Genomic DNA, 18,668 nt, shown 5'->3' with positions numbered 1-18,668 from the left:
AGCTTGGCGGAAAATCGCCGGGCTGTTTTCTATATCAAAAAGGAAGAGGGGAAGCAGAAATGGCAGAAGAAAAGTTGCCGAACTGGCTGAAAAATCGGGCGCATCTTTCACCGGATCGCCCGGCAATTGAGTTTGAAGGTCATACGTATAGCTTTCTTGAACTGTATACTTTATCGGAGAAGATGGCTGGCAGGCTGGCAAGCATTGGTCTGGGCGCTGGCGATTCATGCGCAGTTTTGCTCCGTAACCATATCGATGGTGTTGTCGTTATCCATGCACTATTTCATCTCGGTGTGAAGATTGTGATGCTGAATAATAAGCTAACGGCAAAAGAGCTGTCCTGGCAGATCGAGGACAGCAAAACTGCCTATCTGGTTTCGGAAGGGTCCTTCTCTGTCAAACTCGCTGATATTGGTGAGACTCTCCCGGATTTGAAGCTTCACTTAATGGAAGAATTGCCGGATGAAGGAACAGCAGGGATACTTCAAGAGTTTTACCTTGAGGATACCGCTACGATCATGTATACATCCGGTACGACAGGAAATCCAAAAGGGGTCATCCAAACATTCGGCAACCATTGGTGGAGTGCCGTTGGGTCTGTTCTGAACCTTGGATTGCATGAAGAGGATTCTTGGTATTGTGCGGTTCCGATCTTTCATATTAGCGGTTTATCCATCTTGATGAAAAATGTGATTTATGGCATGAAAGTCGTTTTGGCGGAACGTTTCGATGAACGGGAAGCAAACCGGAGCATCCAGGAAAATGGCGTGACGATCATTTCGGTCGTGACGGCGATGCTGAATAGGATGGTGCAGGATATGAAAGGAACAAGCTATCCAAAAACCTTCCGCTGTTTCCTGTTGGGCGGCGGCCCTGCACCCGTCCATTTGCTTGAGGTATGTAAGGAGAAAGGGATTCCCGTCTATCAAACATATGGGATGACCGAAACGTCTTCACAGATTGTGACACTGGCACCGGAATATAGCATGACAAAAATCGGCTCTGCGGGAAAGCCTTTGTTTCCTTCGCAGTTACGGATTGAGAAAGATGGCACGATGTGTGAACCGGGTGCAGTGGGGGAAATCGTGGTTTCAGGTCCGAATGTGACGAAAGGCTATTTTAATCGGATGGATGCTACACAGCAGGCCATTACCGATGGATGGCTTTATACTGGGGACCTTGGTTATCTCGATGAGGAAGGTTTTTTATATGTGCTTGACCGACGCTCGGATTTAATCATTTCCGGCGGTGAAAATGTCTACCCAGCAGAGATTGAAAATATCCTTAGTAAGCACCCGGATGTGTTCGAAGCGGGAGTGACGGGGACAGAAGATGAAAAATGGGGACAGGTCCCGCTTGCTTTTGTTGTCCTGCATCAAGGTGCAGAGCTAGGTGAGAGTGAACTGCTGGAATATTGCAGGGAGTTTTTGGCATCCTATAAGATTCCCCGGAACGTGATATTTTGTAAGGAGCTTCCCCGGAATGGCGCAAGCAAGCTTCTGAGAAGGGAACTGAAGAAGGAGATGGGGGAATGGTAATGAAGTTATCCTCCATTTCCCTAAAGCTCATCAAGGCCCCTTTAAAGCGGCCATTCAAAACGCATCTCGAAACGGTAAGCGACCGGGAAGTGATAGTTGTCGAAGCCATGGATGAAGACGGAATGATTGGATACGGGGAAGCTGTCCCTTTTACAAGTCCTTGGTATACCGAGGAAACGATCAAAACATGCTTTCATATGTTGGATGACTTCCTAATCCCGCTGACATTGGCCAGTCAGATCGGGCATCCTGAAGAGCTGCCGAATTTATGGAGCGGAATCAGGCGGAATGCAATGGCGAAGTCGGCTTTAGAGCAGGCAATCCTCGATTTATATGCGAAGCAGAAAGGAGTCTACCTTGGACGGCTGTTTGGCGGCGAACGAAGTGAAGTGGCCGCTGGCGTAGTCATTGCATCGAATGATATAGAAGATGCGATGCGCCAGATCGAGGATTTTTCCGGATCCGGTTATCAGCGATATAAAATAAAAATAAATCCTCAAAATGATCTGGAGTTTTTAGCGGAAATCCGTCGGGCCTATCCCGATATCCCGCTAATGGCAGATGCCAATTCAGCGTACACTCTTGATGACATCCCTCATTTGCAGAAGCTTGATGACTTTAAGCTGATGATGATTGAGCAGCCGCTGAGGCATGATGACATTGTGGAACATTCATTTTTGCAGAAACAGCTGCAGACACCCATTTGCCTTGACGAAAGCATAAATTCATTTCATGATGCCAAAAGTGCACTGTCGCTCCAGAGCTGTGGGGTCATCAGCATTAAGATGGCTAAAGTCGGCGGCTGGATGGAAGCTGTGAGAATCCATGATCTATGCCTGGGAAATGATGTGCCCGTTTGGTGCGGCGGAATGATTGAATTTGGCATTTCACGTGCACATAATATTGCACTTGCCTCATTAAAAGGGTTCACGATTCCCGGGGATATATCATCTTCTTCCCGTTATTGGGATGGAGATATAATCGACCCTGAAGTCATCGTCGAAAATGGCATGATCCAAGTTCCCGATAAAGCTGGAATCGGTTTTGCCATCAATGAAAAGCGGCTAAAGGAATTGACTACATATAGTAAACTGTACAAGTGAAACATCAAAGGAGGTGCACGGCCCACCTCTTTTGATCAATTATTGATCCTATCTCCTTTTACCCCCACGATCTATGTAACTTACCCAATTAGTACTTTATTGGACGAAAACCCCACCCTTTTGGAACATGACTTTAATAGGATACTAACAGTCGGCGGAGAGGGAACGACTGACAGAAATCAACCTGAACATTTTTTATTTGACTGCAGATACTTTACAAAAACCATTTAAATGGCCGATAAACCATAATTTTTTCGGAAAATGGGGATTTGTCTATTTTTCCTTTATTGGATTATTTTGTATAATGAATGAAAAGAATGACAACCAAAGGGAAAAGGGGGGAAGAGTGTATGAAAAAACCGTACCTTATTGCGGAAATTCTACTAAGAAGGGGCATGCCTGACTATGTCATAAAAGAAGTGACGGCTTTGAAGGAGTGCGAGCTGTTTCTTTTGAAGAGAAAGTGGGGCCTATATGACCGGAAGACGGGTGCGTAAATAATGAAATCAAAAAGGGAACCGTTTTCAAGCCGGTCCCCATGCGTTTAAGGTTTTTTTAGCCGGTACCTATTGACTGGACGGCCTATGCTGCCATATTGTACGTCAAGCTGAAGAACTTCTTCGCCATGCAAGTATTCAAGATAACGCCTAGCTGTAACTCTGGCGATTCCAATCCCATCAGCCACTTCTTCTGCAGATAGTGACCCAGGCTGGGTCTTTATGAATTTCGTCACTTGCTCAAGAGTCGCGCCATTCAATCCTTTCGGAACATCATATTTCGGACTCGCTCCAGAATGTGTCTTATTTTGAAAGAGGATTCGGTCGAGCTGATTTTGGGAAATTTGATGATCAGGTTCAACCTCCATCCGAAAAGCATAGTATTGTTCCAGCGTATGTTTTAGCCTATCGAATTTAAATGGCTTGATTAAATAGTCAAAGGCCCCGTTCTGTATCATTTTTCGAATCGTTTTCTGATCATTTGCCGCTGAAATGATGATGACATCCACATCAATTTGCTCTTTTCTAATTTGATAAAGTGTATCAACCCCGTTTAAAGATGGCATGAAGATGTCCAAAATGACAAGATCGGGTTTAGACTGCCTGATTTTTTCCAGACCTTCAAGCCCATTGGAAGCTGTATCAACGACTTTAAAGGCAGGCAGGCGCTCGATGAACTGTTTGTTGACCTCTTGGACCATTGGGTCATCTTCAATTAAAAGTACACGAATTTCGTTAGTCATTTTGGTTCTCCTCTATATCATGCATCGGAAAAGAAAGAAAAAAGCTTGTTCCCTCATTAGGGCGTGTCGTGAATTTCATTTCGCCGTTCGCTTTTTTTACAATTTGGTCTATTAGATAAAGACCAATTCCTGATCCTTCCGCACCTTTTGTTGTAAAACCATACTCGAATATATCTTTATGAATGTCCTCGGGAATGCCGGGCCCATTATCCTCAAGCACGATTTGACAATGACGTTCATCCTGGTAGATGGATAGATAAACCTGTTTTGTTTCCTCTGAACAATGTTTTAGCGCTGCGAATGAGTTTTCGATCAGGTTTCCGATTATCAAAACAAAATCGTGATGATCCAAACCAGCGGGGAAGCGGTCCAATTTTGTGTGTTTGTCCATGATGAGCTCGATCCCGAGTTCCCGTCCCAAGGAGATCTTACTTAATATCAACCCCACTAAATTATCATCGTGAATGTGCTTCGTTAAAAACCTGGTCAATTCCTCTTGTTCTTCCGTGATCTGAAAAATGTAATGCAGCGCTTCGTCAAGATTACCTAGCTGGATCAATCCTGCTATCGTATGAAGTTTGTTCATATGTTCATGGTTTTGAACGCGCAGGGCTTCAACGAATGCTTTGACACTAGTCAACTCTTCAGCTAGCTTCGTCACATCGGTGCGATCCTGGAAAATGGCCACGGCACCGATCGTTTTATCCGCAATCTTTATCGGTACCCGGTTGCTTACAATATTCCTGTTTTGAACGGAGATTTCCTGATTGAAGATGGGAGATGTCCGATCGAGCACTTCCGGGAGACGGGTATCGTGTATGATATCATTGATATCCTTGCCTATGACGGCACCGTCGATCTTGAATATCTGCTTAGCCTTTTCATTGAAAATCGTGATGGCCTGATTATTATCTATGGCGATGACCCCTTCATGCATGGCATTGAAAGCGGCTGTCCTTTCAACCAACATCCGTGAAATTTCATGGGGTTCCAGTTGGAAGGTTTCTTTTTTTATCCTTTTTGCCATGAGCCAAGAGCCGCAAACACCGAATAGAAGGGTAAGCACCAGGATAATCGCGATTTCGCCTTTCAGGTCCTTGATTAATTCCGGTATCGTAGGCAGGATATTCCCGACCAGCACGACGCCGATTTGCTCTCTATCTCCATCAAGGATCGGGACAAAGGCACGCACGGAAATGCCAAGCTCGCCAGCAGCCTTTGAAAGGTATTCGTGTTCAGCGAACGCAGCGCTTTCATCACTGCTGCTGGATGGGGTCCCCAATTGACTGAATACCGGGTGGGAATAGCGTATATGCTGATTGTTGAGTACAACTATATAATCCGCTTGATGGATTTTCCTTAAGTTTTCAATAATCGGGTTAAGCTGCGTCCATCCTTCAGGATCATGGACCAATTTCTGTACTTCAGGGAGTTCGGCAATGGTATGGGCTGTGATCATGGATCGTTTGCCGATTTCATCTTCCCTGACCGAAACGATATTTCCGAATATAAAAATCCCGCCTATTAGTATCGAAAAAGCGACGATTACGAATGATAGCAGGGTGATTTTAATTTGAATGGGCATATGAAAGGATTTATCCATTGGTTTTCCTCCATTACTTCTATACTTAATAGTAACAGAATTTCTATCACTTTTCGCTATTTTTCGCGCAGTGTATTACGACAGTAAAAAGCTGTGATAGAATAGTGATAATGTGAAGTGAGCGGTGAGGAGTTGTCGGTATGCGTGCATTATGGGGGTATTTATTGTTAATTGGCTTGGGGCTGTTGATAGCCGTGTATATATCGTTTCAATCGTTCTTTACCAGCTTCGGTTTCAATTTGCCGAAGGATGAGGAGCAGGTCGGGATGAAGGATCAAATCGTGATCAAGTTCAGTCATGTCGTTGCCGAAAATACACCTAAAGGGCTAGCTGCTAACCGGTTTGCCCAACTTGTTGATGAATATACAGACCATCGTGTCAAAATAGAAGTTTATCCTAATCAGTCATTATATAGTGATCAGGAAGAAATCGAGGCATTACAAGAAAATAAGGTGCAGATGATTGCACCGACTGCATCTAAAATTACGAGCATCTCAAAGAAATGGATGCTATTGGACCTCCCTTACGTCTTTCCAACGGATGCTGCCTTGCAGGAAGCGCTGAATGGGGAAGTGGGGGAAGAGCTGCTTAACCAGCTGAACACCATCGATATCGAAGGACTCGCATTTTGGTCGAATAACTATAAACAGATTACAAGCAGTAAACCGATACGGCATCCAAGTGATTTTGCAGGAAAGCATTTCAGAATCATGCCAAGTGCAGTCCTGGAAAGCCAATTCAAGCATTTTGGGGCGACAACTTCTGTCCTGGAGTTTAATGAAACGTTCAAAAGCCTTGAAATCAACGAAACGGACAGCCAGGAAAATACGATTTCGAATATCTATTCCAAGAAATTATATGAAGTGCAAAAATATTTAACGATCAGTGATCATGGCTATTTAGGGTATGTAGTCATGATAAACGAGCAATTTTGGAACAAGCTTCCATTGGATATTCAGCAGCAAATCCAACGGGCGATGGATGATACAACGAAATGGCTATGGATCAAATCAAATGAATTGAATCAGGAACAGCTAAAGGAAATCCAGCAAAAATCGAATATCGACATCTATACACTGTCAGATGAGGAAAAGAAAGAATGGATGGATGAGATGACCGTCATCTATCCGGAATTCGAACCAACGATTGGAACCGAATTGATGACGAAAATGGAAAAGATCCGTGAGAAGTACTTAAAGGATGACTAACGTATGGGAATCCCATTGAAAGGGGTTCCCTTCTTCTTTATCGTTCCCGATAGAATGACTCCTCTGGATTTTGTAAAAAATCAATCATCTCTTCATAATCATATGTTTTTAAAACCAAACCATTTTCATCAAACACGATGAATGCAGGTTCTTTCTTTAATTCAAGTTTTGGATATTGCTCATTCAATGACTTGTAAGATGCTTCATTTGTAATTGGGCCCACATTGGTTATATTACTCTCTTCTAGTAAATCATATGTAATTTCTTTACCAACGGCTTGGAGCGAATACAGGCAAAAGATTCGGATAGATTCTAGCGTAATCATCTTTTTCATCCGTGCAAGCAACTAGCATCGGTAGGAGTAGAAACGTTAAACTTCCATTTATGATCTTTTTTATATTTTCCCCTATCTATACTTACATTTAATTATTCCATAAATTGTAATAATTAAAGTTTAACATAGGTTGCTTAAGAACAGGAGGCCATCATGCTTTGTCAGGGCTGACAAAATGAAATGGAACTTTTTAGAGTACCGAGGCACAAAAAAGAAGCGGATCCAAAGGGAGCCGCTTCTTTCTCGTCTATTGCAAGGCAGTTTGCAGTGTCTTGATGTTTTTTTCCATTAAACTGAAGTAATCTTCGCCGGCTTCGATATCTTTATCCGTCAACACGGAAAGGTTATGGAGCTCAAGTGATTTCGCTCCCATTTCCTTTTGGATGATTTCAGTAAGTTTAGAACTGATATTCTGCTCAAAGATGACGTAGTTCAAGTCTTCTTTTTCAGCCATGGTTACGATTTTCCCCAGTTCCTTTTGAGAAGGTTCGTTTGAAGAAGTTAGTCCTGTGACGCCAATTTGTTCCAATCCGTACCGTTCCTCCCAATAACCATATGCAGAATGGGAAACGATGATCTTATTGGTACGGCCCGACTCGATCGTCGTCGCGAATTTTTCATCAAGTGCCTCAAGCTTTTCGGAAAGCTCATTGAAATGGCTGTTGAAGTATTCTTCCTTTTCCGGCATTTTTTTCGTTAATTCGTCCTTGATGGTTTTAGCCATGTCAATGGAATAGACGGGATCTAACCACAAATGGGGATTAACGCCCCCATGGTCATGACCATCTTCTTCATGAGCATGTTCCTCTTCATGCTCATGCTCCTCCTCATCAAGATGAACCGTTTCGCCCACCGCAATTGTGCTGACGCCTTCTTTGCTTAGAATTGGTTCAGCCTTGGTTACAAAGCCTTCAAGATTATAGCCAATATAGAAAAACAGGTCTGACTCAGCCATTTTAACAATATCTTTTTGAGAGGGTTCGAATGAGTGTTCATCCGTTCCTGGAGGATAAACCGTCTCGACATTCACGTACTCCCCGCCAATGGCTTCAGTGAAGTATTGTAAAGGGTAAACCGTCGTATATATATCCAAGGCATCCTTGTTTTCTTCTTTACCCGATTCTCCCTTTGAGTTGCCGCAGGCTGACAGAAATACTGCAGTAACAAGGAAAAGGGAGAGCAATGCTCGAATTTTCATATGATATGCTCCTTTATAATTCGTATTGATTACGATTTGAATTTTATATGGTAAAAACGAAATGATTACGATTTGACTTCTGTATGATACAAAAGATTGCAAAGGAAAGCAAGGGTTTTTTTATTGGTCCTCACTTTTTTCTTTTTTTTTCGGGAACAAGGTCAATGCCCCCTGGATGAAACGGATGACATTTAAGAATCCGGATGAGTGCTAACCAGCTTCCTTTTATAGGTCCGAAACGATTGACCGCTTCCAAACCATAATGGGAACAAGTTGGATAAAAACGGCAGGTGGGCGGTTTTAATGGAGAAATGGCAACTTGGTAAAAACGGATGATTCCCATTACTATTTTTTTCAGCACGATGCTTTCAGCTCTTTTCGAGTAAATTGACTACCCTCAATTATAGCATATTTTCTAAATTTCCAAAAAGGGTAAAAAAGGAATGAGCCTATTGCTAATCCGATTGATATAATGAGAATTAATTTTAAAGGATGAAATATATTGTTATTCAAGGTAAAATAGAAATGACATACAATTAAGGAGTGAATTAAATGCCTTCAGTTGAAAGCTTTGAATTAGATCATAACGCTGTTAAAGCCCCATATGTTAGACATTGCGGTGTCCATAAGGTAGGAACAGACGGTGTTGTTAATAAATTTGATATCCGTTTTTGCCAGCCGAATAAACAAGCGATGAAGCCGGACACGATCCATACCCTGGAACATTTGCTTGCATTCAATATCCGTAAGCATTCCGAACGCTTCGATCACTTTGATATTATCGACATTTCGCCAATGGGATGTCAAACAGGATATTACCTTGTGGTCAGCGGCGAGCCGACTGTGACGGAAATCATCGATGTTCTTGAAGATACATTCAAGGATGCTGTTACAATTACCGAAATTCCTGCTGCAAACGAAAAACAATGCGGCCAAGCAAAATTGCATGATCTTGAGGGAGCTAAGAAATTAATGAATTTCTGGCTTGCACAAGATAAAGAAGATCTTCATAAAGTTTTCGGTTAATAAAAAAGTTCCTGTCCATTTGTGACAGGAACTTTTTTCATTTTTCGGGTTCTTCTTTTTTCCCCTCATCCTCTGGCAAAGGTTTGACCGGATCCACTGTATGCTTGTAGCTGTAACCTTTTCCGATTGTTAAGACCGATAGTGCCAATACAATCAGAATCACAATAATGGAGATAACTAAAACCGTAATCATACTTTACAGCTCCTAACGTTCACAATTTAGATTCATTTTAGCATAAGAACCGAGTCAGATAATGTTTCAATTTTCGAATAGAGGGAATTATAAAGGTATAACCAACTTACGGAGGTAGATATTTATGGCTCAGAAAAAATTAGGAACTTTAGTGAATAAGGAAATTGCAAACTTCAGTGTTCTTTATACGAAAATTCATAATTACCATTGGTTCGTGAATGGACCGCACTTCTTTGAACTGCACCAAAAATTGGAAGAGTTATATAAAGAGGTGACATCCAACTATGACGAATTGGCTGAAAGATTATTGGCCATTGGTGAAAAGCCGGTTGCTACCCTTAAAGAGTACATGGAATTAACGACGATCGAAGAAGCGACAGGTAATGAAAATACAGAAGATATGGTCCAAAGCGTCATAAGTGATTTTGAAAAGCTTTCCGAAGAGTTCCTGGAAATCATCGAAGTTGCCGAACAAGAAGATCCGGTTACGGCCGATATGCTGACAGGCATGAAGAAAAGCTTAAACAAACATGCTTGGATGCTGCGTGCGTATTTAGGACATTAAGATTTAGGAAAAGCCCTGCTTCGGCAGGGCCTTTTTTTTGTTAACCAATAAAAAAGGCATCCATCAAAAGAGGGACACCTGACATGGTATGTATTTAATGAATATTCCTAGGCGGAAAATGTGTAGGTTTCGTGTCGCTCATACTATTTTGAGCAAATTTCCCTTTTAACGTTTCAATAATGTAAAGGCCCATTAAATTGGTTAGTTCCTGATCATCCATCTCTTGAAGCAATTCGAAAATTTCCTTGCGGTCAAGCTGTTCCAGAACCGCAAACGTAAGCATATCAATATCTTCTTCATCACCAGTCATCTTATCACGGTACATATTGTATAATTCTTCAATTAACTTCAAAACTTTCACCTCACATTTATTAGAAATCCGTTATCTCTTTATATGTAGGTTATCAAAAAAACCTCTGGGTGCATATAAAAATCTTAAGGGATGCTTGGGCTTATTATATGTTTTACCCTTTGAAAGATACTTTAATCTATTATTTAACATCTTTGTTCTTCTGTAAACAAAATTTTCCATTGTATGAAGTGGGGAAATACGTGAAAAATAAGCGTAGGGTATATGGAAAGGGTGGATGAATGTGTCTGAAAACAGGAAAAAATATTACATTTGGCTTCCGAATGGGCAGATAACACAAGATAGGGAAAGTTCTCCATGGAACTTCGAAATCGAGGCGACAGATAATGAAATCATCAAATTACGTGAATTATTTGATTATAATTATTCAATAGGGGAGGAAAATTTTTATCGGGCACATGTCCCATACCTTCAATATCATTTTGACCGTGAAAATGATAAGCAGGATATCACTCTCCAAAAAATTTACGAAATGATTTACGCCCTGGGTACTGAAGAAGGAAGACGGCATATAGAAAGCATGGGGATACTACAGGCAAAACCAACAGACGATGGCCTCGAATATTGAGGGTCCATCGTTTTTTTTGATGTAATGCAGATTCCCGCTGGATAGTGATTTTTTTTACCCATATAATGAAACAAGGGGCATAGCACCATTTCTTATACGGAGAGAAGGGGAAAAATGAAACGATTTCTTGATAAGAACGGATATAAGGTCCAATTCTCCGAGAATCCTGTCTTTGGAGAGCCTTGGCATGTTTTTGTGCTAAGCCGATATAAGGGCAGGTGGGTATTGACCAAACACAGAGAAAGGGGATTCGAGTTCCCTGGCGGTAAACGGGAAGCAGGGGAATCCATTGAAGAAACGGCCATACGGGAAGTCTATGAAGAAACAGGAGGCTTAGTGGGCCAGCTGCAATTTTTGGGACAATATAAAGTGCATGATCCAGTGAAGCCATTCGTTAAATCAATATACTATGCCGAATTGCTTGAAATAGAGAAGAAACAGAATTACCTGGAAACGGAAGGCCCGATCTTTATGGAATCATTGCCGGATGTACTCGGTGAGGAGTTTAGCTTCATCATGAAAGATGAGATTGTACCGTTGAGCTTATCGAGACTTGATGAAGGCACTTTGCAAAGAAACGAGTGAATGGTTGGAATTCACGAGTAAATCAGCGGAATTCACGAGTAAATCGCGAAAACTCACGAGTAAATCATCAAAACTCACGAGTAAATCGCCGAAACCAACTAAATTCATGTTTTAACTCAGCATGAGTGAAAAACTGCCGAGGGTTATCGGCAGTTTGGTCAGTCTTTGATTAATTTTCGCTCGAGCAGTTCGACTAGTTGATACATGATTGTGGCAAAGACGGCAATGATCATCAAGGCAAGCATTACGAGGGTGAAATTGAAGACTTGAAAGCCATAAATGATTAGGTAGCCGAGTCCTTTGGCCGAAACAAGGAATTCCCCTACGATGACGCCGACCCAGGAGAGGCCGACATTCACTTTCAATGTCGAGATGATCGTTGGGAAGGATGCGGGTAATATGGCTTCCCGAAAAGCTTGTGTTCTTGTGGCGCCAAAAGTTTGGAGCACTTTCAGGTAGTTCGGGTCCACTTCGCGAAATGCGGTGTAGACGACGATGGTGGTGATGATGATAGAGATGATCGCCCCCATCGAGATGATGGATGGAAATCCAGGGCCGAATGCTACGATGATGATGGGGCCGAGTGCCACTTTCGGCATCGCATTTAAAATGACGAGATAAGGGTCAAGTATTTTGGATAATCTTGGCGACCACCAAAGCAGGGATGCCAGGATCGTTCCAAGCAGTGTTCCTATGATAAAGCCGAGAACGGTCTCGAATAGCGTCACTCCGGAATGGGATAGCAGGGTTCCGTCACCCAGTTTCTGTATGAAAAGATGCCACACTTTAGTCGGGGAGCTGAAGATGAGCGGATCGATCAGTTCCTTCCTGGATAAAAGTTCCCAACTGCTGAAAAAAACGATGAAAATCAGGATCTGATAAAAGCGAATGAGCCTGTTTTCTTTTTTTAACGAGGTTTTATATTGGTTATGAAGCTGTTCAATATTCAAGGCTCTCAAGCTCCTTCCAGATCGTTTGGAATAGCATCGGATACTGCGGATGGTTGCGTGCATGGAAAGGCGTGAGTTCACGCAATTCATCGGGAACCTTGAAGGTTTTGTGCACGCTTCCCGGGTTCGCTGAAAACAGAAAGATGCGGTCACTCATTGCAATGGCTTCACCGATATCATGGGTGACGAGCACGGCTGTCTTTCCGAATGCTTTCAGGGTTTCAAAAACAAGGTCTTCCAGCTTCAACTTGGTTTGGTAATCAAGAGCTGAAAACGGTTCATCAAGCAATAGGATTTTTGGGTCGACCGCCAGTGTACGTGCCAGTGCTGCCCTTTGCCTCATTCCTCCCGATAGTTCGCGCGGATATAATTTTCCGGTGTCTCCCAATCCAACGTCACTTAAAATTTTAAGCGTTTTTATTCTCTCGAGTCCTTCATCTTTTTTAATCAGTTTCAATCCTAATAATATATTTTCTTCTATCGTCTTCCATGGAAATAGATAATCCTGCTGCAGCATATAGCCGATTGAAAGGTCGCTGTTGGCTTTCAGCGGTTTGTTTTCGAGCAGGATCTTTCCTGAAGTGGGCGGAAAGAGCCCGGCGATGATGGAAAGCAGGGTGGTTTTTCCGCAGCCGCTCGGACCTAGAAAAGAGACGAATTCACCTTTTTCAATGTCGAGGGAAATGTCCGCAAGTGCGGTCGCTGCCGTCTGATTTGAAAAATAAGTATGGTGAATGTCTTGGATTTTTAAAAAGCTCATCGGACATCCTCCTTACCTTTTGCTATGTTATTTTGTGACTTCTTCAGCAAAGTCGGTATTGACCAGCTCTTCATGGCTAATGCGTGTTGGAAGCTCGCCTGCTTCATCCATGATGTTTTGAAGATTGTTCCATTCTTCTTCATCTAGAATCGGATCGGTGGCAAACGATCCTTGTTCTTTGTAGCGGTTGATGACTGTTTCCATCGTCTCGAGATTGGTATCCTCAAAATACGGCTGAATGACTTCGGCAATTTCGGCAGCATCGTTTTCCTGAACCCAATCTTGTGCTTTCTTCAAGGCTCTCGTGAACTTTTCGACAGTCTCTCTGTCTTCTTTCAAATAGCTTTCTTTAGCCATATAAACTGTATATGGAAGATGACCGGACTCGGTGCCGAAAGAAGCGACAATATAGCCTTTTCCTTCTTTTTCAAACACACTGGCCGTTGGTTCGAACAGTTGAACGAAATCGCCGGTTCCGGAAGCGAAGGCAGTTGCGACATTCGCGAAATCAATGTTCTGGATGAGGTTCAAATCTTTCTTCGGGTCTATGTTATGTTTTTTCAATACGAACTCGCCGGCCATTTGCGGCATCCCGCCTTTGCGCTGGCCTAGGAATGTAGAGTTTTTCAGCATATCCCAATTGAAGTTGTCAATTTTTTCACGTGAAACAAGAAACGTTCCATCCGTCTGTGTTAATTGAGCGAAGTTGATGACGGGGTCATTCGAGCCTTGTGCCTGAACGTAAATCGATGTTTCGGAGCCAACGAGAGCAATATCCGCACCATCGGAAAGAAGCGTGGTCATCGTCTTGTCGCCGCCTGCCGTCGTTTTCAAATCAATGCTGAGGCCCTCATCTTTAAAAAAACCTTTTTCGATCGCTACATATTGCGGTGTATAGAAAAGGGAGCGGGTTACTTCGGCAACCCTGACCTTCGTTGTTTCCTGTTCTTTGTTGCCGCATGCGCCAAGCGGGATCACCAGCACGCACAGAAGTAAAAATACGACACCTGCTTTACACCATTTTTTCAAAATTCCTTCCTCCTTGATATATGGGTATTTTGCCTACATTATCGTATGAACGGAAGAAAAAAATGTGAATGCCTCTCAGGGGATAAAAACAAGCGGATGTTTTACAATAAGAATAAAGAGAAAGGAGAGTGGAAATTGGAGAACGGAACGATTATTTCAAAGCAGCGGTTTCCATCACCGCATCCACGAATCCATCTTTATTCAGTTACGTACATATCACAAGGCCTGAAGGTAAAAGGTTTGCTGGCTGAACCGGTTGATGGCGAAATACATGATGCCTTCTTATATTTACGCGGCGGGATTAAAAATGTCGGCAAGGTGAGGCCTGCAAGGATCGTGCAGTATGCTGTAGAAGGTTTCATCGTTTTTGCTCCTTTTTACCGTGGAAATCAAGGCGGGGAGGGAGATGAGGATTTTGGAGGCGAAGATCGATACGATGCGATATCAGGGTTCAACCTTCTTGAACAGCACCCCCGGGTGAACAAAGATCACATTCATATCCTTGGATTCTCCCGTGGCGGCATCATGGCCCTTTGGACTGGGATATATTGCAGGAATGCAGCATCGATCGTCACATGGGGAGGTGTATCGGATATGTTTTTAACATATGTCGAACGGGTCGATATGCGTCGGATGATGAAGCGTGTCATCGGCGGAACACCTAAAAAATGCCCCGATCAATATGAATACCGTACTCCATTGTTTGCGATTGAAGATTTGAATGTACCCGTCCTGATCATACATGGTGAAAAAGATGACAATGTCGCCATAGAACACGCATACCGGCTGGAAAAAAGGTTGAAAATGCATGACAAAGAGGTCGAAAGTTGGTATTTCCCTCAATTCACGCATTACTTCCCGCCTGCCGTGAATAGAAAAGTAGTCGAAGATTTAACATCTTGGATGAAAAGTAAAACCGAATAATGGTAGAATGAAGGATATACTAAGTATATTGGCAAGAGGAGGAGATACACATGGGCATGCCTATGGAGCTAAATACCATGATCGTTACAAAAGGGAACGAAACCCGTGAAGAAGAAAACATTTTTCGGCTGGCGAAAGCTGGTTACAGGTTATACCCTATCGATATTCCAATCGATGTCCGCAAAACGATCCAATCTGATTCAAGCGGAACAGCCGTTATCCAAAAAATTGAATGGACCAGTGAAAAGACCATCATTACGTACCAACTGCTATCACTGAATTCAACTAACTAAATAGACAAGCGCTTGCCGGGAATCGCCTCCGCTGCAAGCGCTTTTTTTGTTTTGGCGGAATTCGGCAGATGAGCGGATAATTCGGCCCAGGCAAACCGGGATTTTATCAGCGTATAATCCCTGGTGGATATTCAATCTTCGAATTGTTTGTCACGAAAAGAGTGGTAAAATGGTGTAAAATGCATGAGGCGGGGTGGTTTGGTGATTTTGGTGAGTTCTTGTTTAGCGGGCCTTGAGGTAAGATACAATGGTACTCACAGCTTGGATGATGGAATTATGGCATTGATGAGGGAGAAAAAGGCTATAGCTGTTTGCCCTGAGTTGCTTGGCGGTTTTTCGACACCGAGGGAACCTGCTGAGATAGTTGGCGGTGAAGGTGGGGATGTCCTTGATGGAAAAGCGAAGATCATCGAAAAGTCGGGCAGGGATGTAACGGAATTGTACATAAAGGGAGCGAATCTCACGTTATTGAAAGCCCAGGAGGTAGGGGCGACGTTAGTCGTTTTAAAAGAAAATAGTCCATCCTGCGGGAGTGCCACGATTTATAATGGGGAATTCAAGGGGAAGAAGAAGGTCGGGAATGGAGTGACCGCTGCTTTGCTTAGGAGGCATGGGTTCACGGTCATTTCAGAAGAAAGGTTATTCGATTATCTGGGTGAAAAATGAGTAATGGCATTTTAGATTGTGCTTTTGAAAGAAGGGGAATACATGGAGGACATCAATCTCTACACTTTGCTATTTTTAGTACTTGCGGGTTTTATTGCCGCATTCATCGATTCCGTAGTGGGCGGGGGCGGGTTAATTTCCATTCCTGCTTTATTGTTCACGGGAATATCGCCTTCAGCGGCACTTGCCACTAACAAGCTGGCGGGTACCATGGGGTCTTTAACGAGTACGATTTCATTCATTCGGGCTGGAAAAGTGGATTTCAAATTCGTCATCAAGCTGTTTCCGATCACCGTGATTGGAGCGGCGTTAGGAGCATACGTTGTACATTTCGTTTCCGCAGAGATATTGAAGCCCCTCATTTTGATCTTGCTGGTCATTGTCGCGATTTATACGTTGGTAAAAAAGGATTGGGGTAAAGATGCAAAGTATAAAGGGCTGACAAGGAAGAAAATGATTCTCTTGATAGTCATAATATTTGCGATTGGTTTTTATGATGGTTTTCTTGGACCGGGCACAGGTTCCTTTTTATTATTTTCATTTCTGATCATCGGGTTTGATTTTGTCCAGGCTGCCGGGAACGCAAGAATATTGAATTTTGGAAGCAATATAGCCGCACTTATCATTTTTTTATCTATGGGGACCGTCAATTTTGCCTATGGAATTCCAATGGGTCTTGCAATGGTTGCGGGAGCATTGGTAGGAACGAACTTCGCCATTAAGAAAGGTGCTTCCTATGTCCGTATATTATTCATTTGCGTCACGATTTTATTGATTGGAAAAAATGTCCTTAATTATTTTCATATTTTTTGATGGAGTGTTCAGCGAATGAATTCCTATTAAAAATGGGCGGAATACAAGGCGTATTTTCGGCCATTTTTAAACAAGGTCATTCGCTTCTTCAGATGATGGGAAAAGATCTGCAGTTCGGTAATCTCTGTATAAAAGGCCAATGCGTCCATTGCTGTCTATCAAAAATTAAATAGGGGGAAAATTGATCCTCCTGTTTCGTGTTGACTATCCATTCGACAGAATTAAATTTTCTTTCAAAACAAGCTTCTCAGTCATCCCTTTACGCTTAAGATAACGCATTTTCACAAGAACGACTTCGTCCCCCTTGATTTCTTTCCACACTTGGGATCTTTCCCGAATATTAAAACACCTCCAAGGTAATACGATTGACTTCAATAAAACTTTAAATCTCCCCTAACTATCACATATTATTTAACATTTACAAATCTAAATTGGACCTTACTTTAATCCTTCGCCAATGAAAATGGGAAGCAGTCCTTTCATAATCTGGCTTAATAGAAAAAGCCTGCCGCGTACGTGACAGGCTTTTCTCTCTATTTTATTTTTTATAATGGAAGGGGGGATTTCACTTCGCAATGCGTTAATAGGATATCGACAATCCGCTTTGAAGCGAATCCATCTCCATATGGGTTGGAAGCTGTCGCCATTTTTTTATAGGTTTCTTCATTAGTAAGTAATTCTGAGGCTAACTGATAAATTCGTTCTTCCTCAATTCCTGCCAATAAAAGGGTACCGGCATCGATTCCTTCCGGCCGTTCTGTTGTATCGCGTAGCACAAGGACAGGAACGCCAAGTGAGGGAGCTTCTTCTTGCACCCCTCCGGAATCTGTCAATATGAGATGGGCGTGCGCTGCAAAATTATGAAAATCAAGCACCTCAAGCGGCTCTATTAAGTGAAGCCTTTCCGTTTCACCGAAAATCCGGTAAGCAATTTCACGGACAACCGGGTTTTTATGAAGCGGGAAAACAACTTGGATATCCGTGTAATCTTCAAGCAGCCGTTTGACGGAACGGAATATTTCTTCCATTGGTTTTCCGATATTTTCCCGTCTGTGCGCTGTCATCAATAACATGCGATCTCCATTCAATCCAGATAGAATTGGATGTTCATAGTCTTTACGTACTGTCGTTTTCAAAGCATCAATAGCCGTATTGCCAGTAATATGGATGCAATCACTCTTTTTATTTTCCAAAATTAGATTCTCTGCCGCCTGATTTGTAGGGGCAAAGTGCAAATCAGCCATCACGCCTGTCAGCTGCCGATTCATCTCTTCAGGATATGGAGAATACTTATTACCAGTCCGCAGACCAGCTTCAACGTGACCAATCTGTATCTTATTATAGAAAGCTGCCAGGCTGGCGATGAAAGTTGTCGTTGTATCCCCATGTACGAGGACGATATCCGGTTTTATATCTTTCATGAGCGAACTCAATTTTTCAAGCCCACGAGTTGTAATCTCTTCTAATGTTTGTCTATCCTTCATCATATCCAAATCGTGATCTGGATTTATTTGAAAACATTGCAAGACTTGGTCGAGCATTTCCCTATGCTGGGCGGTGACCACCACGATGGTTTCTATTTCTTCTGGATGCTTTTTCAGTTCCAAAACGACTGGTGCCATTTTGATAGCCTCTGGTCTTGTACCAAATACGGTCATGACCTTTATACGTTGTTTAGGCATGCTCATTTCCTCCCCTTCTG

At 42.6% G+C, this 18,668-nt stretch carries 23 protein-coding genes; 12 read left to right on the top strand and 11 right to left on the bottom strand.

Annotation, left to right across the window (positions count from 1 at the left end):
* Positions 1 to 59 precede the first annotated feature (59 nt).
* The 3 genes from J7I96_RS20255 to J7I96_RS20245 all read left to right on the top strand — a co-directional run bounded on the left by J7I96_RS20255 (position 60) and on the right by J7I96_RS20245 (position 3,138).
* Positions 60 to 1,538 carry an o-succinylbenzoate--CoA ligase gene (locus J7I96_RS20255; RefSeq protein ID WP_214925281.1) on the top strand — a complete coding sequence of 493 codons (1,479 nt, stop codon included), beginning with the start codon at positions 60 to 62 and terminating at the stop codon, positions 1,536 to 1,538.
* Positions 1,538 to 2,641, top strand: a complete 1,104-nt coding sequence (gene menC / locus J7I96_RS20250) for an o-succinylbenzoate synthase (protein ID WP_214925313.1) — start codon at positions 1,538 to 1,540, stop codon at positions 2,639 to 2,641. The genes J7I96_RS20255 and menC overlap by 1 nt, the downstream gene beginning before the upstream one ends.
* 350 nt (positions 2,642 to 2,991) lie before the next feature.
* On the top strand, positions 2,992 to 3,138 hold the full coding sequence (locus J7I96_RS20245; RefSeq protein ID WP_153246142.1) for a hypothetical protein: 147 nt from the start codon (positions 2,992 to 2,994) through the stop codon (positions 3,136 to 3,138).
* Positions 3,139 to 3,185: 47 nt separating this feature from the next.
* On the opposite strand, the gene J7I96_RS20240 is transcribed toward J7I96_RS20245, so the two are convergent.
* Both J7I96_RS20240 and J7I96_RS20235 read right to left on the bottom strand, forming a co-directional pair.
* Complete coding sequence (locus J7I96_RS20240; RefSeq protein WP_214774099.1) at positions 3,186 to 3,881, bottom strand: response regulator; 696 nt, start codon at positions 3,879 to 3,881, stop codon at positions 3,186 to 3,188.
* The gene (locus tag J7I96_RS20235; RefSeq protein WP_214925278.1) at positions 3,874 to 5,484 is read right to left on the bottom strand and encodes an ATP-binding protein; all 1,611 of its coding nucleotides are present in this window, start codon (positions 5,482 to 5,484) and stop codon (positions 3,874 to 3,876) included. Before J7I96_RS20235 ends, J7I96_RS20240 begins: the two co-directional genes overlap by 8 nt.
* 140 nt (positions 5,485 to 5,624) lie before the next feature.
* Between J7I96_RS20235 and J7I96_RS20230 the strand changes: the two genes are divergently transcribed.
* A complete protein-coding gene (locus tag J7I96_RS20230) occupies positions 5,625 to 6,692 on the top strand; it encodes a DctP family TRAP transporter solute-binding subunit (RefSeq protein ID WP_214925275.1) in 1,068 nt (355 codons plus the stop codon).
* A 37-nt stretch (positions 6,693 to 6,729) separates the two neighbouring features.
* Here the strand turns inward: J7I96_RS20230 and J7I96_RS20225 are convergent, their stop codons facing one another.
* From J7I96_RS20225 to yidD, 3 genes are all read right to left on the bottom strand, one after another.
* Positions 6,730 to 7,017, bottom strand: coding sequence for a hypothetical protein (locus J7I96_RS20225; protein ID WP_214925268.1), 288 nt, complete (start codon positions 7,015 to 7,017; stop codon positions 6,730 to 6,732).
* Positions 7,018 to 7,273: 256 nt separating this feature from the next.
* Entirely contained in the window at positions 7,274 to 8,224 is a 951-nt protein-coding gene (locus J7I96_RS20220) for a metal ABC transporter solute-binding protein, Zn/Mn family (RefSeq protein WP_214925266.1), read from the bottom strand.
* Positions 8,225 to 8,354: 130 nt separating this feature from the next.
* On the bottom strand, positions 8,355 to 8,567 hold the full coding sequence (gene yidD / locus J7I96_RS20215) for a membrane protein insertion efficiency factor YidD (RefSeq protein WP_251029211.1): 213 nt from the start codon (positions 8,565 to 8,567) through the stop codon (positions 8,355 to 8,357).
* A gap of 209 nt (positions 8,568 to 8,776) precedes the next feature.
* Here yidD and J7I96_RS20210 point away from each other — a divergent pair, with 209 nt between their 5' ends.
* A complete protein-coding gene (locus J7I96_RS20210; RefSeq protein ID WP_034310515.1) occupies positions 8,777 to 9,250 on the top strand; it encodes an S-ribosylhomocysteine lyase in 474 nt (157 codons plus the stop codon).
* Between the two features lie 37 nt (positions 9,251 to 9,287).
* On the opposite strand, the gene ytzI is transcribed toward J7I96_RS20210, so the two are convergent.
* Positions 9,288 to 9,443 (bottom strand): YtzI protein, encoded by a 156-nt coding sequence (ytzI, locus tag J7I96_RS20205; RefSeq protein WP_034310518.1) that lies wholly within the window; start codon positions 9,441 to 9,443, stop codon positions 9,288 to 9,290.
* 124 nt (positions 9,444 to 9,567) lie between these two features.
* Between ytzI and J7I96_RS20200 the strand changes: the two genes are divergently transcribed.
* Positions 9,568 to 10,008: a Dps family protein gene (locus J7I96_RS20200; protein WP_048686502.1), complete on the top strand. Its 441-nt coding sequence runs from the start codon at positions 9,568 to 9,570 to the stop codon at positions 10,006 to 10,008.
* A gap of 94 nt (positions 10,009 to 10,102) precedes the next feature.
* On the opposite strand, the gene J7I96_RS20195 is transcribed toward J7I96_RS20200, so the two are convergent.
* A complete protein-coding gene (locus J7I96_RS20195; RefSeq protein ID WP_370020242.1) occupies positions 10,103 to 10,369 on the bottom strand; it encodes a DUF6154 family protein in 267 nt (88 codons plus the stop codon).
* 226 nt (positions 10,370 to 10,595) lie between these two features.
* Between J7I96_RS20195 and J7I96_RS20190 the strand changes: the two genes are divergently transcribed.
* Together J7I96_RS20190 and ytkD are read left to right on the top strand one after the other, a co-directional pair.
* Positions 10,596 to 10,946, top strand: coding sequence for a hypothetical protein (locus J7I96_RS20190; protein WP_053536647.1), 351 nt, complete (start codon positions 10,596 to 10,598; stop codon positions 10,944 to 10,946).
* A 114-nt stretch (positions 10,947 to 11,060) separates the two neighbouring features.
* Entirely contained in the window at positions 11,061 to 11,531 is a 471-nt protein-coding gene (gene ytkD / locus J7I96_RS20185; RefSeq protein WP_214925258.1) for an RNA deprotection pyrophosphohydrolase, read from the top strand.
* A gap of 158 nt (positions 11,532 to 11,689) precedes the next feature.
* Here ytkD and J7I96_RS20180 read toward each other — a convergent pair whose 3' ends face one another.
* From J7I96_RS20180 to J7I96_RS20170, 3 genes are read right to left on the bottom strand one after another with little or no spacing between them, the layout of a single operon-like run.
* Positions 11,690 to 12,481 carry an ABC transporter permease gene (locus J7I96_RS20180; protein ID WP_225988859.1) on the bottom strand — a complete coding sequence of 264 codons (792 nt, stop codon included), beginning with the start codon at positions 12,479 to 12,481 and terminating at the stop codon, positions 11,690 to 11,692.
* Positions 12,471 to 13,241: an ABC transporter ATP-binding protein gene (locus tag J7I96_RS20175; protein WP_214925254.1), complete on the bottom strand. Its 771-nt coding sequence runs from the start codon at positions 13,239 to 13,241 to the stop codon at positions 12,471 to 12,473. Before J7I96_RS20175 ends, J7I96_RS20180 begins: the two co-directional genes overlap by 11 nt.
* A 27-nt stretch (positions 13,242 to 13,268) precedes the next feature.
* Complete coding sequence (locus J7I96_RS20170; RefSeq protein ID WP_214774076.1) at positions 13,269 to 14,270, bottom strand: ABC transporter substrate-binding protein; 1,002 nt, start codon at positions 14,268 to 14,270, stop codon at positions 13,269 to 13,271.
* Between the two features lie 96 nt (positions 14,271 to 14,366).
* Between J7I96_RS20170 and J7I96_RS20165 the strand changes: the two genes are divergently transcribed.
* The 4 genes from J7I96_RS20165 (at position 14,367) to J7I96_RS20150 (ending at position 16,966) form a co-directional block, all read left to right on the top strand.
* Positions 14,367 to 15,194: an alpha/beta hydrolase family protein gene (locus tag J7I96_RS20165; protein WP_214774119.1), complete on the top strand. Its 828-nt coding sequence runs from the start codon at positions 14,367 to 14,369 to the stop codon at positions 15,192 to 15,194.
* Positions 15,195 to 15,244: 50 nt separating this feature from the next.
* Positions 15,245 to 15,487, top strand: a complete 243-nt coding sequence (locus tag J7I96_RS20160) for a DUF2584 domain-containing protein (protein ID WP_034310541.1) — start codon at positions 15,245 to 15,247, stop codon at positions 15,485 to 15,487.
* Between the two features lie 201 nt (positions 15,488 to 15,688).
* The gene (locus J7I96_RS20155) at positions 15,689 to 16,153 is read left to right on the top strand and encodes a 2-thiouracil desulfurase family protein (protein ID WP_214774116.1); all 465 of its coding nucleotides are present in this window, start codon (positions 15,689 to 15,691) and stop codon (positions 16,151 to 16,153) included.
* Between the two features lie 42 nt (positions 16,154 to 16,195).
* Entirely contained in the window at positions 16,196 to 16,966 is a 771-nt protein-coding gene (locus J7I96_RS20150) for a sulfite exporter TauE/SafE family protein (RefSeq protein ID WP_214774074.1), read from the top strand.
* A gap of 545 nt (positions 16,967 to 17,511) precedes the next feature.
* Here J7I96_RS20150 and wecB read toward each other — a convergent pair.
* Positions 17,512 to 18,648 carry a non-hydrolyzing UDP-N-acetylglucosamine 2-epimerase gene (gene wecB / locus J7I96_RS20145; protein ID WP_048686477.1) on the bottom strand — a complete coding sequence of 379 codons (1,137 nt, stop codon included), beginning with the start codon at positions 18,646 to 18,648 and terminating at the stop codon, positions 17,512 to 17,514.
* Positions 18,649 to 18,668: the final 20 nt, after the last annotated feature.

This window comes from Bacillus sp. ISL-78, assembly GCF_018613455.1.
Lineage (GTDB): Bacteria > Bacillota > Bacilli > Bacillales > DSM-1321 > Peribacillus > Peribacillus frigoritolerans.
Note: the sequence above shows the minus strand (reverse complement) of the source record. Positions and strands in the feature narration are given on the sequence as shown.

What these genes read in the sequence shown, in the direction of transcription:
- J7I96_RS20165 (WP_214774119.1), top strand. Translation starts at nt 14,367, where the DNA reads ATGTTTTACAATAAGAATAAAGAGAAAGGAGAGTGGAAATTGGAGAAC.
- J7I96_RS20235 (WP_214925278.1), bottom strand. Translation starts at nt 5,484, where the DNA reads ATGGATAAATCCTTTCATATGCCCATTCAAATTAAAATCACCCTGCTA.
- J7I96_RS20220 (WP_214925266.1), bottom strand. Translation starts at nt 8,224, where the DNA reads ATGAAAATTCGAGCATTGCTCTCCCTTTTCCTTGTTACTGCAGTATTT.
- J7I96_RS20160 (WP_034310541.1), top strand. Translation starts at nt 15,245, where the DNA reads ATGGGCATGCCTATGGAGCTAAATACCATGATCGTTACAAAAGGGAAC.
- J7I96_RS20245 (WP_153246142.1), top strand. Translation starts at nt 2,992, where the DNA reads ATGAAAAAACCGTACCTTATTGCGGAAATTCTACTAAGAAGGGGCATG.
- wecB (WP_048686477.1), bottom strand. Translation starts at nt 18,648, where the DNA reads ATGCCTAAACAACGTATAAAGGTCATGACCGTATTTGGTACAAGACCA.
- J7I96_RS20230 (WP_214925275.1), top strand. Translation starts at nt 5,625, where the DNA reads ATGCGTGCATTATGGGGGTATTTATTGTTAATTGGCTTGGGGCTGTTG.
- yidD (WP_251029211.1), bottom strand. Translation starts at nt 8,567, where the DNA reads ATGGGAATCATCCGTTTTTACCAAGTTGCCATTTCTCCATTAAAACCG.
- J7I96_RS20200 (WP_048686502.1), top strand. Translation starts at nt 9,568, where the DNA reads ATGGCTCAGAAAAAATTAGGAACTTTAGTGAATAAGGAAATTGCAAAC.
- J7I96_RS20175 (WP_214925254.1), bottom strand. Translation starts at nt 13,241, where the DNA reads ATGAGCTTTTTAAAAATCCAAGACATTCACCATACTTATTTTTCAAAT.
- J7I96_RS20255 (WP_214925281.1), top strand. Translation starts at nt 60, where the DNA reads ATGGCAGAAGAAAAGTTGCCGAACTGGCTGAAAAATCGGGCGCATCTT.
- J7I96_RS20190 (WP_053536647.1), top strand. Translation starts at nt 10,596, where the DNA reads ATGAATGTGTCTGAAAACAGGAAAAAATATTACATTTGGCTTCCGAAT.
- ytzI (WP_034310518.1), bottom strand. Translation starts at nt 9,443, where the DNA reads ATGATTACGGTTTTAGTTATCTCCATTATTGTGATTCTGATTGTATTG.
- J7I96_RS20210 (WP_034310515.1), top strand. Translation starts at nt 8,777, where the DNA reads ATGCCTTCAGTTGAAAGCTTTGAATTAGATCATAACGCTGTTAAAGCC.
- menC (WP_214925313.1), top strand. Translation starts at nt 1,538, where the DNA reads ATGAAGTTATCCTCCATTTCCCTAAAGCTCATCAAGGCCCCTTTAAAG.
- ytkD (WP_214925258.1), top strand. Translation starts at nt 11,061, where the DNA reads ATGAAACGATTTCTTGATAAGAACGGATATAAGGTCCAATTCTCCGAG.
- J7I96_RS20225 (WP_214925268.1), bottom strand. Translation starts at nt 7,017, where the DNA reads ATGATTACGCTAGAATCTATCCGAATCTTTTGCCTGTATTCGCTCCAA.
- J7I96_RS20240 (WP_214774099.1), bottom strand. Translation starts at nt 3,881, where the DNA reads ATGACTAACGAAATTCGTGTACTTTTAATTGAAGATGACCCAATGGTC.
- J7I96_RS20150 (WP_214774074.1), top strand. Translation starts at nt 16,196, where the DNA reads ATGGAGGACATCAATCTCTACACTTTGCTATTTTTAGTACTTGCGGGT.